At 62.1% G+C, this 19,493-nt stretch carries 19 protein-coding genes; 15 read left to right on the top strand and 4 right to left on the bottom strand.

Features of this window, described 5'->3' with window-relative positions; all coding sequences use genetic code 11:
- Window positions 1-215 precede the first annotated feature (215 nt).
- A complete protein-coding gene (locus LUB09_RS23740; RefSeq protein ID WP_231423846.1) occupies window positions 216-962 on the bottom strand; it encodes a creatininase family protein in 747 nt (248 codons plus the stop codon).
- Window positions 963-992: 30 nt separating this feature from the next.
- On the bottom strand, window positions 993-1,706 hold the full coding sequence (locus LUB09_RS23735; RefSeq protein ID WP_209982631.1) for a murein L,D-transpeptidase catalytic domain family protein: 714 nt from the start codon (window positions 1,704-1,706) through the stop codon (window positions 993-995).
- Between the two features lie 41 nt (window positions 1,707-1,747).
- Here LUB09_RS23735 and LUB09_RS23730 point away from each other — a divergent pair, with 41 nt between their 5' ends.
- The 3 genes from LUB09_RS23730 (at window position 1,748) to LUB09_RS23720 (ending at window position 5,078) form a co-directional block, all read left to right on the top strand.
- Window positions 1,748-3,349, top strand: coding sequence for a L,D-transpeptidase family protein (locus LUB09_RS23730; protein ID WP_231423845.1), 1,602 nt, complete (start codon window positions 1,748-1,750; stop codon window positions 3,347-3,349).
- A 257-nt stretch (window positions 3,350-3,606) separates the two neighbouring features.
- Entirely contained in the window at window positions 3,607-4,149 is a 543-nt protein-coding gene (locus LUB09_RS23725; RefSeq protein WP_231423844.1) for a sigma-70 family RNA polymerase sigma factor, read from the top strand.
- Window positions 4,146-5,078 (top strand): FecR family protein, encoded by a 933-nt coding sequence (locus LUB09_RS23720; protein ID WP_231423843.1) that lies wholly within the window; start codon window positions 4,146-4,148, stop codon window positions 5,076-5,078. Before LUB09_RS23725 ends, LUB09_RS23720 begins: the two co-directional genes overlap by 4 nt.
- A gap of 1 nt (window position 5,079) precedes the next feature.
- Here LUB09_RS23720 and LUB09_RS23715 read toward each other — a convergent pair whose 3' ends face one another.
- Window positions 5,080-6,897, bottom strand: coding sequence for a sigma-54-dependent Fis family transcriptional regulator (locus LUB09_RS23715; RefSeq protein WP_231423842.1), 1,818 nt, complete (start codon window positions 6,895-6,897; stop codon window positions 5,080-5,082).
- Window positions 6,898-7,233: 336 nt separating this feature from the next.
- Here LUB09_RS23715 and LUB09_RS23710 point away from each other — a divergent pair, with 336 nt between their 5' ends.
- The 11 genes from LUB09_RS23710 to LUB09_RS23660 all read left to right on the top strand — a co-directional run bounded on the left by LUB09_RS23710 (window position 7,234) and on the right by LUB09_RS23660 (window position 17,570).
- Window positions 7,234-8,328 (top strand): ABC transporter ATP-binding protein, encoded by a 1,095-nt coding sequence (locus LUB09_RS23710; RefSeq protein ID WP_231423841.1) that lies wholly within the window; start codon window positions 7,234-7,236, stop codon window positions 8,326-8,328.
- Complete coding sequence (locus tag LUB09_RS23705) at window positions 8,328-9,425, top strand: ABC transporter ATP-binding protein (protein ID WP_231423840.1); 1,098 nt, start codon at window positions 8,328-8,330, stop codon at window positions 9,423-9,425. Before LUB09_RS23710 ends, LUB09_RS23705 begins: the two co-directional genes overlap by 1 nt.
- Window positions 9,422-10,288, top strand: coding sequence for a carbohydrate ABC transporter permease (locus tag LUB09_RS23700; protein WP_017735078.1), 867 nt, complete (start codon window positions 9,422-9,424; stop codon window positions 10,286-10,288). Before LUB09_RS23705 ends, LUB09_RS23700 begins: the two co-directional genes overlap by 4 nt.
- Window positions 10,289-10,298: 10 nt before the next feature.
- Entirely contained in the window at window positions 10,299-11,099 is an 801-nt protein-coding gene (locus LUB09_RS23695; RefSeq protein WP_003232361.1) for a carbohydrate ABC transporter permease, read from the top strand.
- 10 nt (window positions 11,100-11,109) lie between these two features.
- Window positions 11,110-11,382 (top strand): DUF2160 domain-containing protein, encoded by a 273-nt coding sequence (locus LUB09_RS23690; RefSeq protein ID WP_003232363.1) that lies wholly within the window; start codon window positions 11,110-11,112, stop codon window positions 11,380-11,382.
- Window positions 11,383-11,414: 32 nt separating this feature from the next.
- Complete coding sequence (locus LUB09_RS23685; RefSeq protein WP_231423839.1) at window positions 11,415-13,157, top strand: ABC transporter substrate-binding protein; 1,743 nt, start codon at window positions 11,415-11,417, stop codon at window positions 13,155-13,157.
- Between the two features lie 115 nt (window positions 13,158-13,272).
- Window positions 13,273-13,467, top strand: a complete 195-nt coding sequence (gene relB / locus LUB09_RS23680; protein WP_209982614.1) for a type II toxin-antitoxin system RelB family antitoxin — start codon at window positions 13,273-13,275, stop codon at window positions 13,465-13,467.
- The gene (locus tag LUB09_RS23675) at window positions 13,467-13,742 is read left to right on the top strand and encodes a type II toxin-antitoxin system RelE/ParE family toxin (protein ID WP_209982612.1); all 276 of its coding nucleotides are present in this window, start codon (window positions 13,467-13,469) and stop codon (window positions 13,740-13,742) included. The genes relB and LUB09_RS23675 overlap by 1 nt, the downstream gene beginning before the upstream one ends.
- A 199-nt stretch (window positions 13,743-13,941) precedes the next feature.
- Complete coding sequence (locus tag LUB09_RS23670) at window positions 13,942-15,321, top strand: iron-containing redox enzyme family protein (RefSeq protein WP_231423838.1); 1,380 nt, start codon at window positions 13,942-13,944, stop codon at window positions 15,319-15,321.
- 12 nt (window positions 15,322-15,333) lie between these two features.
- Window positions 15,334-16,278, top strand: a complete 945-nt coding sequence (locus tag LUB09_RS23665; protein ID WP_231423837.1) for a methyltransferase — start codon at window positions 15,334-15,336, stop codon at window positions 16,276-16,278.
- 44 nt (window positions 16,279-16,322) lie between these two features.
- A complete protein-coding gene (locus LUB09_RS23660) occupies window positions 16,323-17,570 on the top strand; it encodes a zinc-dependent alcohol dehydrogenase (RefSeq protein ID WP_209982606.1) in 1,248 nt (415 codons plus the stop codon).
- Window positions 17,571-17,620: 50 nt separating this feature from the next.
- Here LUB09_RS23660 and LUB09_RS23655 read toward each other — a convergent pair whose 3' ends face one another.
- Window positions 17,621-18,049: a hypothetical protein gene (locus LUB09_RS23655; RefSeq protein WP_209982604.1), complete on the bottom strand. Its 429-nt coding sequence runs from the start codon at window positions 18,047-18,049 to the stop codon at window positions 17,621-17,623.
- Window positions 18,050-18,215: 166 nt separating this feature from the next.
- Here LUB09_RS23655 and LUB09_RS23650 point away from each other — a divergent pair, with 166 nt between their 5' ends.
- Window positions 18,216-19,217, top strand: coding sequence for an ABC transporter substrate-binding protein (locus tag LUB09_RS23650; protein WP_209982602.1), 1,002 nt, complete (start codon window positions 18,216-18,218; stop codon window positions 19,215-19,217).
- The last annotated feature ends 276 nt before the right edge of the window (window positions 19,218-19,493 follow it).

Genomic DNA, 19,493 nt, shown 5'->3' with positions numbered 1-19,493 from the left:
GGCTTGCCCCGCGTTGGGGTGCGAAGCGCCCCCAATCAAGCAAAACGCGGTGTACCTGATACGGCTCAGCGCCTGGCTTTGGGGCTGCTGCGCAGCCCAACGCAGGACAAGCCTGCTCGCCACAGGGGAGCGGCGCTTAACTGACTGGCATTAGGGCAAGCCTGCTCGCCACAACAAGCCTGCTCTTCACAGAGGCTCCAGTGTGCTGCGCTACATTAAATACGTGCTTCGTTGCTGAAACTGTCCACGGTCTTGACCAGCCCCCGGGCCGCCAACGCCACCAGTTCACCGCCTTTCTCCACCGTCGCCAGGGCCGGGTCCGAGCCCATCCGACCGTCGGGGAAGCGGGCGCGGAAGTCCAGTGCTTCGCGGATCGGCCCGGTGTTGGCGATCTGCGGCGAATAGTCGGCGGACTTGATCGACTCCGGATACGCCCACTGCGTCACGGCAATCTCCGAAGGCGTGGCATGGCTGCCATGGCCCACTGGAAATTGACGGTGGGCCAGGTCGGTAACGCCTTCCAGGTCCCACCAGTTCACCAGTTTGAGGGCAAACCCCGCCGGGCGACGGGCGAAGCTGGCCTCGGCATACAGTTCGGAAAACGCCGCTTCAATCGTCGCGATGTTGCCGCCGTGGCCGTTGAGAAACAGGATCTTCTCGAAACCATGCCCGGCCAGTGAGCGCACCCAGTCGCCGATGGCGGCGATAAAAGTGGAAGGGCGCAGTGAGATAGTGCCGGGGAACCCCAGGTGATGCTGGGCCATGCCGATATTGAACGTGGGACCGATCAGCATATCGGCGTGCTTTTGTGCTTCATGGGCGATGATTTCCGGGCACATCCAGTCGGTGCCCAAGAGGCCGGTAGGGCCGTGCTGCTCGTTGGAACCGATGGGGATGACCACCGTGCGGCTGCGTTCAAGAAACTGGCCGATCTCGATCCAGGTGGACGTGTGTAGAAGCATGGGACGCTCTCTTATCTCGGTGGGGACAGGCTAACCGCCACGGATTGTACGACTGGTTGCCACCTGTTGGGGCTTGCAATTGAGGTACGTCGAGGACTTCAACCAGCGCTGGTCGGGATACCAGGAGAACATGAACTGCCCATCCTTGAGTTTGTCGACCACCTGGCGCGCCACCTGCGGACGCACCGCCGGGCAGCCCTGGCTGCGGCCGATACGGCCTTCGCGCTTGCTCCACAGCGGGCTGACGTAGTCGGCGGCGTGGATCACCAGGGCGCGGTCGCGGGCCAGGTCATTGAAGCCCGGCTCCAGGCCGTCCATGCGCAGCGAGTAGCCATGGGTGCCCAGGTAGCTTTCCTGGGTGCGGAACAGGCCCAGGCTGGATTGGTGGCTGCCTTCGAGGTTGGAAAACTGCGTGGCGAAATTTTCCCCGGAGTTGGCGCCGTGGGCCACCAGATCGCGCAGCACCAGGGTGCGTTTGCGCAGGTCGAAAATCCACAGCCGACGGGCGGTAGAAGGCTGGGAGTAGTCGATCACGGCCAGGCGTTCGGAGCGTTCCTCGCCGTTGTTGACCGCACATTGCACCGCGCTCAGGGCGCTTTTCAATACCGTGGGATTGAGTTCTGGAGCCGAGCGCGCCAGGCTGCTATACAACGTGGGAGGGTTGCCATTGGCGGCGAGCGCGACAGTGCTCAAAGTGCCCATGGTCACCGTCATGAAACCGAGGCGACATATAAAAGTCAGCATCTACAGTACATACCCCCCGCTGTAGGATTGGAGCAAAGTCATTGTTCAAAAAACACGCATGTTACTTGAGCCTTTGCCTGATCGTTGCACCACTGGTCGCGACAGCCGACGAGCTGCCGCTGGAGGCATTACCGGTTGTCGAGCCTGCCCCGGTGGAGCTGGCCCCCGTGCAACAAGCCCTCGCGCAATTGCCCGGCGTCTGCCCAGGTTTCGCCGCGCAAGTGGACGCCGCCGCCCTTACGCGCCTGCAAGCGTTTTACCAGCAGCAAGGTGATACGCCACTGTGGACCGCCGATGAACGTCGGCAAGGCTTGAACACCCAGTTGCAGCTGCTCGCCGACGACGGCCTGGACCCCGATCACTACCGCCTGCCCACTGCCGATGCCGCGAGCAACGTGCTGTGCAGCGATATCGACACCAGCCGTCACTACCTGCAAGCCCTGCAGGACCTGCATTACGGGCGCCTGCAGCAATCGCGTTTCGAACCGCTGTGGCATGCCCAACCGCCGACCGTCGATCCCACGCTCGAAGTGCTGGCATTTGCCGCCACCGGCCTGCAGGACATGGCGCAGGCGTTCGACCAGGCACGGCCCAGCGCCGATCTCTACCGCAGCCTGCGCAATGTCTATTCCAGCGTGCGCCAGCAGCCTTTGCCGCAGTGGGACGCGGTCGCCAGCGGCGCACTGCTGCGCCCCGGCATGGAAGACCCGCGCGTGCCCGAACTGGCGCGGCGCTTGTACCACGGTGGCTACCTGGCCAGCGAACCCAAGGGCAGCGCCAGGCAATACCGCGCGGAACTGGTCAATGCGGTCAAGGCGTTCCAGCTCAGCCATTCGCTGCAGTCCGATGGCGTGATCGGCGCCGGTACCGTGGCCGAGTTGAACATCAGCCCGGCGATGCGCCGCGAACAGTTGCGCATCAACCTTGAGCGTTTTCGCTGGCTGGCTCAGGACCTGGAGCCCGAAGGGGTGCTGGTCAACGTTGCGGCGGCGCAATTGAGCGTGTACCAGAGCGGCATCCCGGTGTGGCAGACGCGCCTGCAGGTCGGCCGCGCCGAACGCCAGACGCCGCTGCTCAAGTCACGTATCACGCGGCTCACCCTCAACCCCACCTGGACCATCCCGCCCACGATCATGCGCGAGGACAAACTCCCGGCCATCCGCCTGAATCCCGAATACCTGCGTCAGCAGAACCTGCAAGTGCTCGACCCGGAAGGCCGCCCGCTGGCGCCCGAGCAGATCGACTGGGCGCGGCCGGGCAACATCCTGCTGCGTCAGCAGGCCGGGCCGCATAACCCGCTGGGCAAGATCGTGATGCGTTTTCCCAACCCGTATTCGGTGTACCTGCACGACACGCCGAGCCAGCCGCTGTTCACCAAGGGCCCGCGTGCGTTCAGCTCGGGGTGTGTGCGGGTCGAGCAGCCGCTGCTGCTGCGCGATTTGCTGGTGAGTCCGGCCGAGCGTGCGCGCACCGATGAGCTGTTGGCGACGGGGGTGACCCATGAGTTCAGACTGGCGACGCCGGTGCCGGTGTTGCTGGGGTACTGGACGGTGGAGGTGGATCGTCAGGGTGGGGTGGTGTATGCGCCGGATATTTATGAGCGGGATCTGGTGTTGATGAAGGCGATGGGGAGTGTGTTGTAGGGGGCACAGGTACCCAATACTAAATGTGGGAGGGGGCTTGCTCCCGATAGCAGTGGGTCAGCTAAACATAAGCTGACTGACACTCAGCCATCGGGAGCAAGCCCCCTCCCACAGGTGATCTGCGCTCAACTGACTGGTACTGCGGCTTGCGACCGGCTTCCTTACGCGAATGGCCCATCGAGAGCCTTGCTCCCACACCGTTTTGCTGGCATTGTTCGCGCAATTGGTAACATTTCCCATTTGAGAAATTTTTGCGCATGCATGAGATTCCGGCCGCGTTTGGCGACTCTGTCCGCCAGCAGACACTCACGGCACTGTACCGCGAGCATCATGGCTGGTTGCACGGTTGGTTGCGCCGCAAACTGGGCTGTTCGCAGCATGCGGCGGACCTGGCTCACGATGCGTTCATCCGCGTCCTGATGCTGGCCGAGCCGCAGGCGATCAAGGAGCCCCGCGCCTTTCTCGCGACCACGGCGGGTCGGCTGTTGATCGATGGCGCGCGGCGTCGGCGTATTGAAAGAGCCTATATGGAGGCGCTGGTCATTCAGTGCGAAGACGCCGGCATGCCTGACCCGGCAGCGATTCATGTGGCCCTGCAAGCCCTCGAGCGGATTGCCGAGATGCTCGCCGGGCTGCCTGCCAACACCCGCGAAGCTTTTTTGCTGAGCCGTCTCGACGGGCTGACCTACCACGAGATCGCCGAACGCCTGCACGTGTCCGCCAGCACCGTTAAAAACTACATCTCCACCGCGCTGGTGCACTGCTACCACAGCCTGCATGGGGCGGAGCCGCTGTCGTGAGTTCCGAACAGATCATCCAGCAAGCGGCCAACTGGCTGACGCGCCTGCACGACGCAGACGTCACCGACGCCGAGCGCCAGGCGTTCAACCGTTGGTGCCAGGCCGACCCACGCCATGCGGTGGCCATCGAACGCATGCGGTCGTTGTGGGGCAGCTTCGACCCTCTGCCTGCGCAGCCGGCGCGTGTCGCCCTCAATCGTGCATTTGCCCCCCGGCGCGCTCGCGGCGCCCAGGTGGTGGGCGTGCTGGGGATGTTGCTGTGCGGCTGGCTGGGTGTGGAGCGTGCGCCGGTGTGGATGGCCGACCAGCGCACCGCCGTCGGCGAGCGTCGCCAGATCGTGCTGGAAGACGGCAGCCAGTTGCAGCTCAACAGCAACTCGGCGGTGGACGTGAAATTTGACGGCCATCAACGGGTGCTCGAACTGCTGCAAGGGGAGCTGTGGGTGGACGTGGCCAAGGATGCGCAACGGCCGTTCGTGGTGCGCACCGACCAAGGCAGCGCCACCGCGCTGGGCACTCGCTACCTGGTCAAGCGGGCGGCGGACGGCACCACGGTGGTGACTGTGATCGAGTCCAGCGTGGCGGTCAAAGGCGCGGCCGAGGAGGGCGTCAAGGTCATGGCGGGCGAGCGTGCCATTCTTGATCACGGCCACGCCACGCCCGCACAAGCCACCCCCGGCAGCGACCCGGATGCCTGGACCCGTGGCCTGCTCAAGGTCAATGACCAGCCGCTGAGCGACGTGCTGCAAACCCTGGCCAGCTATCGCCATGGCCTGGTGCGGTTCGATCCCCAGGCCCTGTGTGATCTGCGCGTCTCCGGTGTGTTCAAGCTCGATGACACGACTGCCGCGCTCGCAGCGTTGGCGGATAACCTGCCGATCCAGGTGCAGACGTTCACCGACCTGCTGGTGGTGGTGACGCCGCGCTAGCTCAGCGCTCGTTACGGCGCAGGCGTTTGTAGAGGGTATTGCGGCTCACCCCGAGTTCCCGCGCCAAGTGGGAAATATTGCCGCCGGCGGCCTTCAGGCGCTGGTTCAGGTCCGCGTCGTCGCCCATGCCCGCGACGACGGGCTGCGGCGCCTCCCTGTTCAAATCCACAAAAAAATCATCCGGCAGGTGCTCGGCGCGAATCGGCTGTTCTTCGGCCATGGCCAATGCCACCTGCAACACGCTGCTCACCTGGCGCAGGTTGCCCGGCCACGGGTGGCGCTCGAACAGCGCCAGCACTTCGGCGCTCAGCCCGGCCCATTGGCCCGGCTCGCGATGCTGCTGCCACAGTTGCTGGAACAACGCGCGCTTGTCGGTACGTTCGCGCAGCGCCGGCAGCTCCAGGGTCAGGCCGCCGATGCGGTAGTACAAATCCTCACGAAAACGTCCGGTCTGTACCCGCTCGCGCAGCGCACGGTTGGTCGCCGAGATAATGCGCAGGTCCACCGGGAACAGCTCGCTGCTGCCCACCGGCTGTACGCAGCGCTCCTGCAACACACGCAGCAGGCGGGCCTGGGTCGGCAGCGGCATGTCGCCGATTTCGTCGAGAAACAACGTGCCTTTGTCGGCCTTGCGAATCAGGCCGATGCTGCCTTTCTGGCTGGCGCCGGTGAACGCACCTTTCTCATAGCCAAACAGCTCCGACTCCACCAGCTCAGCGGGAATCGCGGCACAGTTCACCGCGATAAACGCCTGCCGGCTGCGGGAACTGGCCTGGTGCAGGGCCTTGACGAACACTTCCTTGCCCACTCCGGTCTCGCCGTGAATCAGCAGCGGGATGTCCTTCTCCAGCAGGCGCTGGGCCTGGCGTACCGCTTTTTCCACGCGTACATCGCCAAAATGCAGGGTGTTGAGGCCAATCGGAGCGGGCTTGGGCACCGCCGGCTGGGTAAACACGCGCGCCTGCACCGGTGTCTGTTTGGGGCGCTTGAGTAAACACTGGAAGCGGTTGCGTCCCGCCGCTTGCAGCGAAAACGGCAGGCCCTCGGGCTGATTGAGCAACTCCAGCAACGACACCTTGAACAGGCTGTCGATCATCACCCGCGACAGGCTGATGCCCAGCAGGTTATCGGCGCGGCGGTTGGCCGAGAGCACCTGGCCGCTTTCATCGAAGATCAGCAGGCCGGCCCATTGGCTGTCGAGGTTGCTCAGTCCGGTGTTGAAGGTCAGCTGAAAGTGCTCGCCGCGAAACAGGTTGAGGATCAGACGGTTTTCCACGGTCTGGCTCATCATCTTGACCATGCCCAGGGTGTGGGAGGGCGGCAGGTAGCTATCGCTCGAGACGTCCAGCACCGCGATGATCTCGCGCTGGGCATCGAAGATCGGCGCCGCGGAGCCGGTCATGAAGCGGTTGGCCTTGAGAAAGTGTTCATCGTGTTCGATGTGCACTGCCTGGGCACAGGCCAGCGCGGTGCCGATGGCGTTGGTGCCGCTGGAACGCTCCATCCAGCTGGCGCCGGCGCTGAAGCCGCGAGCCAGTTTGGGCTCGATGAAGCGCTGGGTGCCCCACGACGTCAGCACCTGGCCCTGATTGTCGGCCAGCATGATCAGGCAGTTGGAATTGCTGAGGATGTTCTCGTAGTAGGGCAGCACTTCCTGATGGGTGGTCTGCACCAGAGAATGCTGGCTTTCCAGCAATTGGCTGATGCCCTCGGCGGGCAGTTGATCAAAGCTGGGCGTGCTCTGGTGGTCCAGGCCAAAGGCGCGGCAACGGCGCCAGGATTCCTGGATAAGGGTGTCGTGGGACAAGGGTTCGGCCATGGGGCGACCTGCTGTTTTTATTGTTATTGGGCTTGCACAATCTAAGGGTTGTCATCAGGCCAATGTGGGAGGGGGCTTGCTCCCGATGACGGTGGGTCAGTCAGCTTATTGGTAGCTGACACACTGCCCCTGCCATATTTGAGCTTCATTGCCCATAAAGTGTTGTTCAGCACTGTTCATTGTCAACCCCCGAACTGTTCAGTTGTTCAGCCCGACTGTTCAAGCCTGAACGCCCCGTTCCCCCCATTTCCTTACGGATCAACCACCTGCCGTTATTGGCACGAAACTCGCTCTGACGAGTGGCCAGATTCATTCCAATAATAAAAAGGTCGTGTCATGTCATTGACCCTGGAACATGTCTCCCGCGTCGTAGAAGGCCACACCTGGATCGACGACGCCAACCTGCGTTTCGAAGCCGGTTCCTTCAACGTTTTGCTCGGCCGCACCCTGTCCGGCAAGACCAGCCTGATGCGCCTGATGGCCGGGCTGGACAAGCCCGACAGCGGCCGCATCCTGATGCACGGCGTGGATGTCACGAACACGCCGGTACGCCTGCGCAACGTGTCGATGGTGTACCAGCAGTTCATCAACTACCCGACCATGACCGTGTTCGAAAACATCGCCTCGCCGCTGCGCCAGGCCGGTGTGGCGGACGACGTGATCCAGAGCAAGGTGCTGGAAACCGCGCGCATGCTGCGCATCGAGAAGTTCCTCAAGCGCCACCCGCTGGAGTTGTCCGGTGGCCAGCAGCAACGCACGGCCATGGCCCGCGCGCTGGTCAAGGACGCCGAGCTGATTCTGTTCGACGAGCCGCTGGTGAACCTGGACTACAAACTGCGCGAAGAGCTGCGTCAGGAAATGCGCGAGCTGTTCGCGGCGCGCCACACCATCGCTATCTATGCCACCACCGAGCCCAACGAGGCCCTGGCCCTGGGCGGCACCACCACCATCCTGCACGAAGGCCGGGTGATCCAGAGCGGCAAGGCCGCCGAGGTCTATCACCAGCCGCACAGCGTACTCGCCGCCGAACTGTTCTCCGAACCGCCGATCAACCTGATGCCTGGAGGTATCAGCGGCAATGAAGTGAGCTTCGCCAACTTCGTGCACTTCCCGCTCAACGTCGACCTGCGCCCCATCGGCGAAGGAGAATTCCGCTTCGGTGTGCGCCCCAGCCATATCAGCCTGGTGCCGAGCAACGACGACGACCTGGAGCTGGCGGTCACGGTGGAAGTCGCCGAGATCAGCGGCTCGGAAACCTTCCTGCACGTGCGCAGCGAGCACTTCCTGCTGGTGCTGCATTTGCCGGGGGTGCACGAATACGACGTCGACGCGCCGATCCGCGTGTATATCCCCACCCATAAACTGTTTGTGTTCGATGCCGAGGGTCGCCTGGTCCAGGCGCCCGGGCGCCGTGTCGCGAGGATTGCCTGATGGCCGAGATCCATTTGCAGAACCTGGCGCACAGCTACAGCGCAGCGCCCGTCGGTCCCGAGGACTACGCGATTCGCGCCATGAACCACGTCTGGGAGCAGGGCGGCGCCTATGCCTTGCTCGGGCCATCGGGCTGCGGCAAGTCGACCTTGCTCAATATCATCTCCGGCCTGCTCAGCCCGTCCGAAGGCCAGGTGCTGTTCGACGGCAAGGTGGTCAACGATCTCACCCCGGAGAAACGCAACATCGCCCAGGTGTTCCAGTTCCCGGTGGTGTACGACACCATGACCGTGTTCGACAACCTGGCTTTCCCCCTGCGCAACCAGGGCATGGCTGAGGCGAAGGTTCACAGCAAGGTGGCGGAAATTGCCGAAGTCCTCGACCTGCACAACTTGCTGAGCAAGAAGGCACGCAACCTCACCGCCGACGAAAAACAGAAGGTCTCGATGGGCCGTGGCCTGGTGCGCGACGACGTGTCGGCGATCCTGTTTGACGAACCGTTGACGGTGATCGACCCGCACCTGAAGTGGAAACTGCGGCGCAAGCTCAAGCAGATTCATGAGCAGTTCAACATCACCATGGTCTACGTCACCCACGACCAGTTGGAGGCCTCGACCTTCGCCGACAAGATCGCGGTGATGTACGGCGGGCAGATCGTGCAGTTTGGTACGCCACGGGACTTGTTCGAGCGGCCCAGCCACACCTTTGTCGGCTACTTCATCGGCAGCCCCGGCATGAACCTGATCGAGGTGCAGGCCGAGGCGGGCGGTGTGCGCTTTGCCAGCACGCATTTGCCGTTGTCCGAGGCGCTGCAACAGCGCCTCGCCACTGCAGACTATAAAAAATTGCAGGTGGGCATTCGCCCGGAATTCATCCACGTGTGGGACGAGTACAACCCTGACGCCCTGCAGGCCGACGTCACGCATCTGGAAGACCTGGGCACCTACAAGATCATCACCCTCAAGCTCGACGGCGCGGTGCTCAAGGTGCGCCTGGCCGAAGACAAACCGGTGCCCGAAGGCACGGTGTCGATCAGTTTTCCCGCGCAGTGGCTGATGCTGTACGCCGACGATTACCTGCTGGAGGTGCTGCCATGAACAAGGTGCAGAACAACAAGGCCTGGTGGCTGGTGTTGCCGGTGTTCCTGCTGGTGGCATTCAGTGCAGTGATCCCGATGATGACCGTGGTCAACTACTCGGTGCAGGACATTTTCGACCAGTCCAGCCGCTACTTTGTCGGCGCCGACTGGTACAAACAGGTGCTGCTCGACCCGCGCCTGCACGACTCGCTGCTGCGCCAGTTCATCTATTCGGCCTGCGTGCTGCTGATCGAAATCCCGCTGGGCATCGCCATCGCCCTGACGATGCCGACTAAGGGGCGCTGGTCGTCACTGGTGTTGATCATCCTGGCGATTCCCTTGCTGATCCCGTGGAACGTGGTGGGCACCATCTGGCAGATCTTCGGCCGCGCCGATATCGGCCTGCTCGGCTACAGCCTCAACGCCCTGGGCATCAGCTACAACTATGCGGCGAATACGGCGGACGCCTGGGTCACCGTGCTGGTGATGGACGTGTGGCACTGGACCTCGCTGGTGGCGCTGCTGTGCTACTCCGGCCTGCGCGCGATTCCGGATGTGTATTACCAGGCGGCGCGGATCGATCGCGCGTCGGCATGGGCGGTGTTCCGACACATCCAACTGCCCAAGATGAAAAGCGTGCTGCTGATCGCGGTGATGCTGCGCTTCATGGACAGCTTCATGATCTACACCGAGCCCTTCGTGTTGACGGGCGGCGGGCCGGGTAACGCCACCACTTTCCTCAGTCAGACCCTGACCCAGATGGCCGTCGGCCAATTCGACCTGGGCCCGGCGGCGGCGTTTTCCCTGGTGTACTTCCTGATCATCCTGTTGGTGTCCTGGCTGTTCTACACCGCCATGACCCACTCCGACGCCAACCGCTGAGGCCGCCAACATGAGCAAACGCAAGCTAATCCCGTTGCTGATCTACATCCTGTTCCTGCTGGTGCCGATCTACTGGCTGTTGAACATGTCCTTCAAGAGCAACACCGAAATCCTCGGCGGGCTGACGCTGTTTCCGCAGGACTTCACCCTGGCCAACTACAAGGTGATCTTTACCGACCCGAGCTGGTACACCGGCTACCTCAACTCGCTGTATTACGTGAGTTTGAACACGGTGATCTCCCTGAGTGTGGCGCTGCCGGCGGCGTACGCGTTTTCACGCTACCGGTTCCTCGGCGACAAGCACCTGTTCTTCTGGCTGCTGACCAACCGCATGGCGCCACCGGCGGTGTTTCTGCTGCCGTTTTTCCAGCTGTATTCCTCCATTGGCCTGTTCGACACGCATATCGCGGTGGCGCTGGCGCATTGCCTGTTCAACGTGCCGCTGGCGGTGTGGATCCTGGAGGGCTTCATGTCCGGGGTGCCCAAGGAAATCGACGAAACCGCTTACATCGACGGTTACTCGTTCCCCAAGTTCTTTGTGAAGATCTTTATCCCGCTGATCGGCTCCGGCATCGGCGTCACGGCGTTTTTCTGCTTCATGTTTTCCTGGGTCGAACTGCTGCTGGCGCGCACGCTCACCTCGGTCAATGCCAAGCCGATTGCGGCGGTGATGACGCGCACGGTGTCGGCGTCGGGCATCGACTGGGGCGTATTGGCGGCAGCGGGCGTGTTGACCATCCTGCCGGGCATGCTGGTGATCTGGTTTGTTCGCAACCACGTGGCCAAGGGCTTTGCCCTGGGCCGGGTCTGAGGAGTCGATGATGGAATGGATGGCCTGGACCACCCCTACTGCACTGTTCTTTGGCGGCATCGCGCTGATTCTGGCGGGCATGACCACCTGGGAACTGCGCTCGCCGAGCATCCCCCGGCGCGGGTTTCTGCCGATCAGCACCACCCGTGGTGATCGTTTGTTTATCGGTCTTCTCGGCAGCGCCTACCTGCATTTGCTGGTGATCGGCGTTACTGACTGGAGCATCTGGGTGGCGTCCGCGCTCTCCCTGGTATGGCTGTTGAGTGTGATGCGTTGGGGCTAGTGCCCTTGTGAATAAACAACCAGGAGGTCTCTATGTTGAATAACAACAATAAGCTGCGACATAGCATTTCATTGGCTGCCGTACTGGCCCTCAGCGGTTTGAGCGCGTCGGCCTGGGCCGATGCGTACGAAGACGCCGCGAAAAAATGGATCGGCAGCGAGTTCAAACCGTCCACCCTCACGGCCGAACAGCAGTTGGAGGAATTGAAGTGGTTTATCAAGGCCGCCGAACCGTTCCGTGGGATGAAGATCAACGTGGTGTCGGAAACCCTCACCACCCACGAGTATGAGTCCAAGGTACTGGCCAAGGCCTTCAGCGAAATCACCGGCATCAAGCTGACCCACGACCTGCTGCAGGAAGGCGACGTGGTGGAAAAGCTGCAGACCCAGATGCAGTCCGACAAGAACATCTACGACGGCTGGGTCAACGATTCCGACTTGATCGGTACGCACTTTCGCTACGGCAAGACCGAATCGATCACCGACCTGATGGCCAACGAAGGCAAGGACTTCACCTCGCCGACCCTGGACCTCAAGGACTTCATCGGCCTGTCCTTCACCACCGCTCCGGACGGCAAGCTGTATCAGTTGCCCGACCAGCAGTTCGCCAACCTTTACTGGTTCCGCGCCGACTGGTTCGAGCGGCCTGAGCTGAAAGCCAAGTTCAAGGAAAAATACGGCTACGACCTCGGCGTGCCGGTGAACTGGTCGGCCTACGAGGACATCGCCAAGTTCTTCAGCGAAGACGTCAAGGAAATCGACGGCAAGCGCATCTACGGGCACATGGATTACGGCAAGAAAGACCCGTCACTGGGCTGGCGCTTTACCGATGCCTGGTTCTCCATGGCCGGCGGCGGCGACAAGGGGCTGCCCAACGGCTTGCCGGTGGACGAGTGGGGCATTCGCGTGGAGGACTGCCACCCGGTGGGCTCCAGCGTCACCCGGGGCGGCGACACCAACGGCCCGGCCGCCGTGTTCGCCACGCAGAAATACGTCGACTGGATGAAAGCCTACGCGCCTCCGGAAGCGGCGGGCATGACCTTCTCCGAATCCGGCCCGGTGCCGTCCCAAGGCAACATCGCGCAGCAGATCTTCTGGTACACCGCGTTTACCGCCGACATGGTCAAACCGGGTCTGCCGGTAGTGAATGCCGACGGCACGCCGAAATGGCGCATGGCGCCGTCGCCTGTAGGGCCTTACTGGGAAAAGGGCATGAAGAAGGGCTATCAGGACGTGGGCTCCTGGACCTTCCTCAAGTCCACGCCGGAGAAACAGAAACTCGCGGCCTGGCTGTACGCGCAGTTCGTGACCTCGAAAACCGTGTCGCTGAAGAAAACCATCGTCGGCCTGACGCCAATTCGTGAGTCGGACATCAACTCACAGGCCATGACCGACATGGCGCCCAAACTCGGTGGCCTGGTGGAGTTTTACCGCAGCCCGGCGCGCACCGAATGGTCGCCGACCGGCACCAACGTGCCGGACTACCCACGCCTGGCGCAACTGTGGTGGAGCAACATCGCCGCCGCCGCCAGCGGCGAGAAAACCCCGCAACAGGCACTGGACAACCTGGCCAGGGAACAGGACGCGATCATGACCCGCCTGGAACGCTCCAAGGTGCAACCGGTGTGCGGTCCGAAAATGAACCCTGAGCGTGATGCGCAATACTGGTTCGACCAACCGGGCGCGCCCAAGCCGAAACTGGCCAACGAAAAACCCAAAGGCGAAACCGTGAGCTACAACGACCTGCTCAAGCAGTGGGAGGCGGCGCGCAAATAACCATGCCGGGGATGCAGGCTTGCTGTTAAAAGCAGGCCTGCATTTCATCCGGAGGGCAGAGACAAGACTGGAGGTTGCTACTAGACTGCTGAGCATTCATACAGGAGGTCATGTCATGGGTGTTCCGCTTTCCCCAATCGTTTCCGAGTTTGAGACCGAAGAGCAGGCAAGCAGCCATGATCTGTGGTTTCGGGCAAAGGTCGAAAAGAGTCTGGCCAATCCTGGCAGTGGCGTTCCTCATGACGAAGTGATGGCGCGGGTTGAAGCGATCATTCTGGAGGCAGAACGCAAGCAGCGGTCAAAAGCCTGATGCTGGCGCTTGTTTGGCTCGATGAGGCCATTGCCGATCTGATCGATATCGTCACTTTCATTGCTGCTGAAAATCCTGATGCGGCAAGACGTTTAAAAGCCCGTCTTGAAGTGGCTCCTCTACCACTCACTGAGCATCCTTACCTCTATCCCGGCGGACGCGTGCCGGGGACTCGAGAGGTCGTGGTACATCCCAATTACGTTCTTGTTTATCGAGTAACGCTTGAGCGGATTGAAATAGTCAACGTCCTGCATTCACGTCAGAAATACCCTTGAGCCTCTCGGCACATCAGCCGCCATCAGCTGTCGGTGCTGCCTTGCGCCCATAGACCACTGATCCCCGCCGTCCCAACCCCGATTGAATTTTCCGCACTGCCCGACGCTCTGCACTTTAGAGGCGCCTGCTAACGCGCGCCCGTTTGGGGTCTTCACGGTTGAAGGCCAGATTGCATCGGACTTTGCGGGAACTGCCATCATGACCCTGTTAACGGCGCTGTCGGGCCAGCCGGCCTCTGTTCATCACTCAAACCACGGCCACTATCAGCGGGTGTACCAACAGCTTTACAACGAAGCGCCCAATGCCCGCGAGCTGGCCCATGAATTTTTGCACAGCCAGCTGGCGCAGGTGCAACACGCCGCCAACGAACTGCCCGATACCCCTCAGCAACTGCCCGCCTGGGTGGAGCAACGCTGCACCGCCGTGGCCGAGCAATACGCCGAATACCTTGAACAGCGCCAGCAGGGCCGACCACGCCGTTATTTTCAGAACAGGGCTCATGCGCTCTACGTGCTGCAGCGCGTGGCGCCGACCAAATACGTCGATGGCGCCTGGCTCTACGGGCTGCTGCGCTACTGGCAGGACCAGCGCTTCGACGGCCTGCTCACCACCTACCTGGAAGAATTGGGCGACGGCGAAGCCGCGCAGAACCATGTGGTGATCTACCGTAAATTGCTCAGCGACCACGATGCCGACAGCGAAGCCGGGGTCGAAGACGAGCACTACCTGCAAGGTGCCCTGCAATTGGCCCTGGGGCTGAGTGCCGAGCAGTTTCTGCCGGAAATCATCGGTTATAACCTGGGCTACGAGCAGTTGCCTCTGCACCTGTTGATCACCTCCTATGAACTGAGCGAACTGGGCATCGACCCGTATTACTTCACCCTGCACGTCACCATCGACAACGCCGGCAGCGGCCATGCCTGCAAGGCGGCGCAGTCGGTGTTGAGCCTGTTGCCGCTGGGCGAGGGCAGGGACGAATTCTACCGGCGCGTGGCTCATGGCTATCGCCTCAACGACCTCGGCGCGGGCACCACCGCCGTGATCGAAGGCTTCAACCTGCAGGATGAGGTGGTGGCCATGCTGGAGCGCAAGCGCAGCTTCGGTCAGCACATGCATTCGGACTACTGCCGCTTCGAGGGCAAGACCGTCAACCAGTGGCTGGCCAAGCCGGGTCAGATCGGCGACTTCCTCACCGCGCTGCAGGACAAGGGCTGGATCAAGCGCAACCAGGACCCGGCCGAAAGCCGCTTCTGGCAACTGATCGAAGGCGCCGGCGCGGCGATGTTCGGGGCTTTCAGCGGCTATGAAAAACAAGTCCTGCACGATTGGATTGCCGGCAGTTGGGTCAGCCCGCAGCGGGTGCCACCGGTGCGGCCGGGGCGTGGCAGCCGCTTTTCCCGCGAGCAGCATCGCCCGGCAGACCCGGACACCCAGGCCCTGGTGGAGTCGCTGTGGCAGCTGCCCGACGAGCAGCAGATCAACACCCTGATCCCGTGGATGACCGCGCGACGCCACTGCCTGCCGGTGGGCCTGTATGCCACTCGCCGCTTTATCCAGCTACGTGCGCGCCTGCGCTGAGGAAGCCTGCTTATGTCTGCACAACAACTTGCCGATCGCGCCTTGCTCAACCTGGGCCGGGGTCTGAAGGAAAGCGGCTATCGCTTCATTACACCGACGCCTCTGACCCATGAGCGTGTGTTCAAACGCCTGGCCACGCCGCTGGCGATGAACCTGCGCGATGTGTTCGGCTGGTCGATGCCGTTCGACAGCGACCTGATGCCCGACGCGTTTCGCGACGAACTGTGCCAAGCCGGGGTGATCGAAAAACACGACGCCCTGTGGCGCAGCACGGTGCGCTGGTCGAGCCTGGGTGAGCTGCTGTTTGCCCATTCGCCGTACCCTACCACCGAGGCCGACGCGGTGTTCTTCGGCCCCGACAGTTACCGATTCGCTCAGGTAATCGACGCCCATCTGCAGCAACGCTTCGAGCCGCTGCGGCGGGCGGTGGACATTGGCTGCGGCGCCGGTGTCGGTGCGTTGGTGATCGCCCAGGCACGGCACGCCGCCGAGGTGCTGGCGGTGGACATCAATCCCCAGGCCCTGCGCATGACGGCGGTGAATGCCGAGCTGGCCGGGCTGAATAATGTCAGCGTCTACCAGAGCGATATCCTGGCAAGCGTGGAGGGCACGTTCGACCTGATCGTCGCCAACCCGCCCTACATGAACGACGACGGCCAGCGCGCCTATCGCCACGGCGGCGGTGCGTTGGGCGAACAGTTGTCGCTGCGCATCCTTGAGCAGGCGCTGCAACGCCTGTCCCTGGGTGGCAGCCTGGTGCTCTACACCGGCGTGGCGATGGTGGCCGGCACCGACCCATTCCTGGAAGCCGCGCGGCCATTGCTGGGCAACGATGCGTTCGGCTGGACCTACCGCGAACTGGACCCCGATGTGTTCGGCGAAGAACTCGATAAACCGGGCTATGAACGCGTGGAGCGGATCGCCGTGGTCGCCCTCACCGTGACCCGCTTGCGGTGATGGGCGGTTAATTCAGATGCAGTCAACTCAAAGGAGAGCAACCCATGCGAGCCATGACCTATCAAGGCGCCCATAAGGTGCAGGTGGACACGGTCCCCGATCCCATCATTGAACAACCCGACGACATCATCCTGCGCGTCACGGCCACCGCCATCTGCGGCTCCGACCTGCACCTGTACCGGGGCAAGATCCCCACGGTGGAACACGGCGATATTTTCGGCCATGAATTCATGGGCATCGTCGAAGAAACCGGCCCGGCAGTCACGGCAGTGCAACGCGGCGACCGTGTGGTGATCCCCTTCGTGATTGCCTGTGGCGATTGTTTCTTCTGCCAGTTGCAGCAATTTGCCGCCTGCGAAACCACCAACGACGGCCGTGGAGCGATCCTCAACAAAAAGGCGATTCCACCGGGCGCCGCGTTGTTTGGCTACAGCCGCCTGTATGGCGGTGTGCCGGGCGGGCAGGCCGAACTGGTGCGGGTGCCCAAGGCCAACACCGGACCGTTCAAGGTGCCCGGCACCCTGTCGGACGAGAAGGTGCTGTTCCTCTCGGACATCTTGCCCACCGCCTGGCAGGCCGTGACCAATGCGGGTATCGGCAAGGGCTCCAGCGTGGCGATCTACGGCGCGGGCCCGGTGGGTCTGCTCAGTGCGGCCTGTGCGCAGATGCTGGGCGCCGAGCAGATATTCATGGTCGATGACCACCCGTACCGACTGGCCTACGCGCAGAAAATGTACGGCGTGATCCCGATCAACTTCGAGGAGGACGACGATCCTGCCGACACCATCATCCGTCAAACCGCCGGCATGCGCGGCGTCGACGGCGTGGTGGACGCGGTGGGGTTCGAGGCCAAGGGCAGCACCACCGAAACCATCCTCACCACGCTCAAGATCGAAGGCAGCAGCGGCAAGGCGTTGCGCCAGTGCATTGCGGCCGTGCGCCGTGGTGGCGTGGTCAGCGTGGCGGGGGTGTATGCCGGGTTTATCCATGGCTTCATGTTTGGCGATGCGTTCGACAAGGGCCTCACGTTCAAGATGGGCCAGACCCATGTGCAGCGCTTTTTGCCTGAGCTGCTTGAACACATTGAGCTGGGGCACCTGAATCCCGAGGCGATCGTTACCCATCGGCTGTCGCTGGAGCAGGCCGCGCGCGGGTACGAATTGTTTGACAAGGGCGAGGAGAATTGCCGCAAGGTGATCCTGATGCCGGGGATCGATGATCGGCCACTGGTGGAGCCGTTGGAGGAAGAGCTGACACCGGAGTTTCGTGTGCAGGGCGTGCCGGGTTTTTAGTCTGAATGGGGGAGGGGGATTGCGCCCTCCCTCATCTTTAAAGGCTGGTTTCAGGCCGCTTGAGGCTGAAGGTGCAGTTCGCCTTCTACATCCTTGACCAGCCCGCTGGCCAGAAAAAGCGGTGCCACGCGCTTGTGCAGTTGCGGCTCGACAAACGCCTTCACCGTGTCCAGCTCCAGCACACCGCTGAGCGGCAACTCGGCCTTGGTGTAGGACAACCACGCCTTCTTCAATGCCATCAGCACATCACTGCCTGCCGTCGAGGCGAAGCGGCGGTGGGTGGGTTTCGCGTCAAAGCTGAAGGTGTGCTGGAACGCATAGTCGCGCTCGTCACCGCCGCCGGCAACGCAGCGCACGCAGGTGCACGGGCCATCGCCGAACGCGCTGCGCAGGTAGGCGTTGAAGTCCACCACGTTCTTGAGTGACAGGCGCTTATCCACCTCGAACAGGTCCCCAGTCATTTTTTCGTCAGTGTTCAACGTCGATTTCCTCGCAGGTCGGCGGCAGTATCTCAAAGCGCGGCACAATAACAGCCGAGCGTTGGTTTGGGGATTATTTGCATAACAATAGATCCCGATATTCTTTTCCAGTCTTAAAAATCGTCGCTACCCTCAGTCACCTTTACGACGACGCGGCAGACCCCTCATGACTTTCAAGCGTTCTTCCCTGACCCTGCTGGCCGTCGCGAGCGCCCTGCTCAGCGTTGGCGCGCACGCCGAAGGCAAAATCAGCATCGCCCAGCAGTTCGGCATTGGCTACCTGATCCTCGACGTCGTGCGCGACCAGCACCTGATCGAAAAGCACGGCAAGGAACAGGGCCTGGATATCCAGGTGGAATGGAACAGCATTTCCGGCGCCACCGCCATGAACGAATCGCTGCTCGCCGGCGCGCTGGACGTGGTCTCGGCGGGTGTACCGCCGATGCTCACCCTGTGGGACCGTACCAAAGGCAAACAGAACGTCAAGGCCATCGCCTCCCTGGGCTCGATGCCCAACTACCTGCTCAGCAACAATCCCGAGGTGAAGACCCTCAAGGACTTCACCGAGAAAGACCGCATCGCCGTGCCCGCCGCCGGCGTGGGTTTCCAGTCGCGCACCCTGCAGATCGAGACGGCCCGGCAGTTCGGTGATGCCAACTACAAGAAGTTCGATGACATCTCCATCAGCCTGGCCCACCCCGACGCCACGGCGGCGCTGATTGCCGGGGGCTCGGAGATCAATGCGCACTTCTCCAGCCCGCCGTTCCAGTATCAGGAGTTGTTGAATCCCAAGGTGCACAAGGTGCTCAGTTCTTACGACATTCTGGGCGGTCCGGCTACGTTCAACGTGCTTTACACGACGCAGAAATTTCACGATGAGAATCCCAAAACCTACAAGGCGTTTTATGCAGCGCTGGCTGAGGCCGAGCAGATTATCAAGGCTGACAAGCCGGCGGCGGCCAAGGCTTATATCCGGATAGAACAGTCGAAGTTGCCGCTGGAACTGGTGGAGAAAATCGTGCAGGACCCGGAGATTGATTTCACTATCGTGCCGCAGCGGACCTATATCTATGCCGAGAAATTGCAGGCGTTGGGGGTGTTGAAGAACAAGGCGGGGAGTTGGAAGGATTACTTTTTTGAAGAGGCTTATGGGGGGGAGGGGGGTTGATTCTGATGGGGGGCTTGGGTGCATATCCGTTGCTGCGGTAACGGCCATTTAGGGTTCCGCTTTTACAGCGGGTCACTTTTGGAAAAGAGCCCCAAAAGTAACCAAAAGGGCTCTTGCCCCAACACTCGGTGCCTCGCCTAGGCTCGGCATGCCCTCACTCCGGCTTTGGAGCGTGGGCCGCCGCGATGGGCCATCCTTGGCCCAGCGCGGCTAACCCGGCGTCCTGCCGGGTTACCCACGCTCCAAAGCCTGCGTTCGGCCAGCGTGTTTGACGGG

Origin of the sequence: Pseudomonas sp. Leaf59, assembly GCF_920984685.1 — a bacterium.
In the GTDB taxonomy this organism is placed as follows: Bacteria; Pseudomonadota; Gammaproteobacteria; order Pseudomonadales; family Pseudomonadaceae; genus Aquipseudomonas.
This window is presented reverse-complemented; position numbering and strand designations above follow the sequence as displayed.